This window comes from Psychrobacter sp. YGAH215, from assembly GCF_007280595.1.
In the GTDB taxonomy this organism is placed as follows: domain Bacteria; phylum Pseudomonadota; class Gammaproteobacteria; order Pseudomonadales; family Moraxellaceae; genus Psychrobacter; species Psychrobacter faecalis.
The window spans coordinates 1-3,429 of record NZ_VKLR01000051.1 but is presented as its reverse complement, the minus strand read 5'-3'; the positions used below and the strand labels follow the sequence as shown (position 1 = coordinate 3,429).

Annotated in this window: 5 protein-coding genes; 4 read left to right on the top strand and 1 reads right to left on the bottom strand. The window is 39.0% G+C overall.

The window, feature by feature from the left end; genetic code table 11:
- The 4 genes from FOR85_RS12450 to FOR85_RS12440 all read left to right on the top strand — a co-directional run.
- Window positions 1-783: IS3 family transposase (locus FOR85_RS12450; protein WP_144298167.1), on the top strand; the 783-nt coding region annotated here is incomplete at its 5' end.
- 121 nt (window positions 784-904) lie between these two features.
- Window positions 905-1,390, top strand: a complete 486-nt coding sequence (locus tag FOR85_RS12445; protein ID WP_144298166.1) for a winged helix-turn-helix domain-containing protein — start codon at window positions 905-907, stop codon at window positions 1,388-1,390.
- Window positions 1,391-1,419: 29 nt separating this feature from the next.
- Entirely contained in the window at window positions 1,420-1,575 is a 156-nt protein-coding gene (locus tag FOR85_RS12670) for a hypothetical protein (protein WP_156508462.1), read from the top strand.
- 27 nt (window positions 1,576-1,602) lie between these two features.
- Complete coding sequence (locus tag FOR85_RS12440; protein WP_223808640.1) at window positions 1,603-1,941, top strand: transposase; 339 nt, start codon at window positions 1,603-1,605, stop codon at window positions 1,939-1,941.
- 31 nt (window positions 1,942-1,972) lie between these two features.
- On the opposite strand, the gene FOR85_RS12435 is transcribed toward FOR85_RS12440, so the two are convergent.
- The gene (locus tag FOR85_RS12435) at window positions 1,973-3,160 is read right to left on the bottom strand and encodes a glycosyltransferase (RefSeq protein ID WP_190295557.1); all 1,188 of its coding nucleotides are present in this window, start codon (window positions 3,158-3,160) and stop codon (window positions 1,973-1,975) included.
- Window positions 3,161-3,429 lie beyond the last annotated feature (269 nt).

Here is a 3,429-nt window from a genome sequence, read left to right as displayed (position 1 = left end):
CGTTCACAGCGTAGTCAGCATGATGACTTCTATCTTAATGAGATTAAACGTATTTGGAAGGACAGCAAATGCCGTTATGGTACTCGTAAAGTCTGGAAACAGTTGAAAGCAGAGGGTATACATCCTGCACGCTGCACTGTAGAGCGGTTAATGCGGCAGCATGGCATGCAGGGTGTTTGGCGAGGTAAAGGTAAGATAACGACTAAGTCTCGTGACGATCAAAAGCGTGCTGATGACCTGATTAATCGTAATTTTAATGCCCATCGCCCTAACCAACTATGGGTTGCTGATTTTACCTATATAAAGACATTGAGTGGTTGGGTCTATACCGCCTTTATCATTGATGTGTTTGCTCGCGCTATCGTTGGCTGGAAAGTATCAGATCGAATGAACACTGATATGGTGATGGCAGCACTAAACCAAGCCATTGCAGACAGAAACCATCCTAAAGATGTCATTCATCATAGTGATCGCGGCGTTCAGTACTTATCCATTCGCTATACTGATAAGATGGCTGATTCTGGCGTTATTGCATCTGTTGGTACAACCGGTGATTCATACGATAATGCGTTGGCTGAAACGGTTAACGGGCTTTATAAAACGGAGGTGATTGAATATTTAAAACCGCAGTGGCGGGATGCGTGTGATGTTGAATTAGCAACCCTTGAATGGGTCGATTGGTTTAACAAAACTCGCATTCATAGTACGATTGGTTATGTGTCGCCTTTTGAGTTTGAGAGACGATACTATGATAGTTTTATTGAGTCAGACAAAGCTGCCTGACTCAAGCAATCAAGTCTCCGATATAGTCGGGGCGGTTCACTATCACGCCCTTTTTATAATTGCTTCGTTTTTTCTATTTTTAATATTATACCAAACCCAAAATATATAGTATAATCTACTGATGACTATACCAATACATAACCTAGAAGACCATGACTTTGGCAAACACTCAAAGACTGAGAGTAACCCCAGAGCCCGCCTACGCCTGCTCATCTTATACCAATATAGTATAGGCAAAGCCACCAACGATATTGCCAAAGACCTCTGCATACATCCTGAAACTGCCAGACGGACATTGAAGCGATATTATGAACGAGGACTTGAAAGTCTCTACGATCGTCATCGTCGAGGTCGTCGCAGCAAATTGGCAGAAGCAGACACTGCCGCTTTTAAAGCCATGATAGTCTCTGAACAAGAAAAGCGCGCTGGCGGTCGTCTAACCGGCAAAGACATTCAGCAATTGGCTAAAGAACACTACAACGCTCACTACACCGTTAACGGTATCTACGAGCTACTCAAGCGTATTGATATGAGTTGGATAAGTGCTCGTAGTCAGCATCCAAAAGCCGACCCACAAGCTCAAGACGCTTTTAAAAAAACTTTATAGCACAGGTTAAGGCGTCACTGCCTACTGATGTGAGCCTAGATCAAGTGGACATCTGGTTTCAAGATGAAACTCGAATAGGACAACAAGGCTCATTGACCAGAGTTTGGCATTACCGCGGTGGGCGACCTCGACTGATCAAGCAGCAACAGTTTCATTCCGCTTATCTGTTTGGTGCCTTTTGGTAAGCGACAAAGAAGGCTGTCGGCTTAGTACTGCCTTTCGTTAATAAACACACCATGTTATTGCATATGCAAGAGATTAGTAAAGCCGTACCAAAAGGACGTCATGCGGTAGTAGTGATGGATGGCGCATTATGGCATCAACCAAGCTTGAATCAGGCTAATGTCACTATGCTTAAACTACCGCCTTATTCACCTGAGCTCAATCCCTCTGAGAGGGTATGGCAGTACCTTAAGCAAAATGAGTTATCTAATCGTTGTTATGACAGTTATGAGGCTATTGTCGATGCCGCTTGCTTGGCTTGGAATAATTTGCTTAAACAGCCACAGAGGATCCGGTCTTTAACTACTCGTACTTGGGCACAACTTTAATTGTTGGGTTTGGTATTATAAGGGTTCTACATTATTCGTTTATTGCTTCATCTAAAAGCTTTATATTGTTAAGACGATTCAAGTTTAATGTGAGCAGTCTTATATTATCGAAGCTATCGTTTAAAATTAAATCTTTATAATCTTTTACTTGATGAGCTACTCTATTTATTAAGTCTTCAGTGCAGTGCAATGTTAGCTTTTTAAAAGCTTGATAGGATTCTTCAATTTTACCTAGTTTATAAGCGTTTAAACACCACTCGTAATACGACCAGTATTGATAGATATTCTTTATTACAAACAATCGATTACCTTCAGGCATACTTAGTTCGCTAGCTTGTTTAGCATGAACATATGCTAGGGCTGTACTTTTGTTCCAACTGTATCTTCTAGATAATTGGTACCAGCATTCAGCTCTCATTGGGTCTAGCTCTACTCCTAAGCGCCAGTAATATAGAGCATCTTTATAATTTCCTTTCTTTTCTAATAGTAAGCCTAGTTCCTTGTAGCTACAATATACCTCGTCTTTCCACCCTTTGTTTTCTAATAATACTCTTTCTTTGTACCATTCAATAGCCTCATCAATCAACCCTGCATCCCTATAAGATTGAGCACAGTAAAAAGCATAGCGTGGTAGTAAATCAACATCTTCTCCAGATAGATAGGCTTGTTTTAGCATTTCAGCGTCATCTGAATACTTGTTTTTATTTAAACTTCGGTTACCTTTTCTGCCTGATATAACAAAATATTCACCATTAACTTCCTCTCGTGTCTTTTCATCATCACTTTTGAGGAACTCATGCAAAACCCCATACCACTTATATGTACCGTTGTTTTTCACGATTAGCTTTCGGTAATACTTAAGAGTGTTTGACTCATTTGACATCTGAAAGTAATAAGCATCTTTCTCTAGTTCTGGTAAATTAAGATTACCTTGTACTGAATCATCGGCATCAAAAATTAAAATATAATCTGCCTTATCTCTACATGCGTATAAAGCGGCATTTCTATTATGACTGAAATTTTTCCAAGATTCTTGATGTATTTCACCCTTTATACCTTTTTTCTTAAAGAAATTTTTGATAATAGTGATAGTGTTATCGCTAGAGCCAGTATCAGAAATAACCCAATAAGTAACCGGGAAGTAGTGGCAAATATTCTCTAGTGTATCTTCTATGATATGACTTTCATCTTTTACAATCATATTAAGGCAAAGGGACATAATTGCTCTCCTATTAGGTTATATATCGAACTTCTTACTTAGTACGAATAGGTGGGTAGGAGTTGAAAGGGTGTTTAGCTTGTAATTATTTTCTAATATCGTATTATTTATTTGATTCTAGCTTCTTGATTACAAAGAAATTTAACTTTATAAGCGATATTTACACTTTATTTTTTTGATTATAGATATAGTAACTAGGGCGTGTTGAACATTCATAATTTGAGCCAGATATAAGCACAAGCAAGAGCGACTGTATTTTCATAACTCTG

Coding starts and splice junctions, on each gene's coding strand:
- FOR85_RS12435 (WP_190295557.1), bottom strand. CDS start 3,160: ATGTCCCTTTGCCTTAATATGATTGTAAAAGATGAAAGTCATATCATA.
- FOR85_RS12445 (WP_144298166.1), top strand. CDS start 905: ATGACTATACCAATACATAACCTAGAAGACCATGACTTTGGCAAACAC.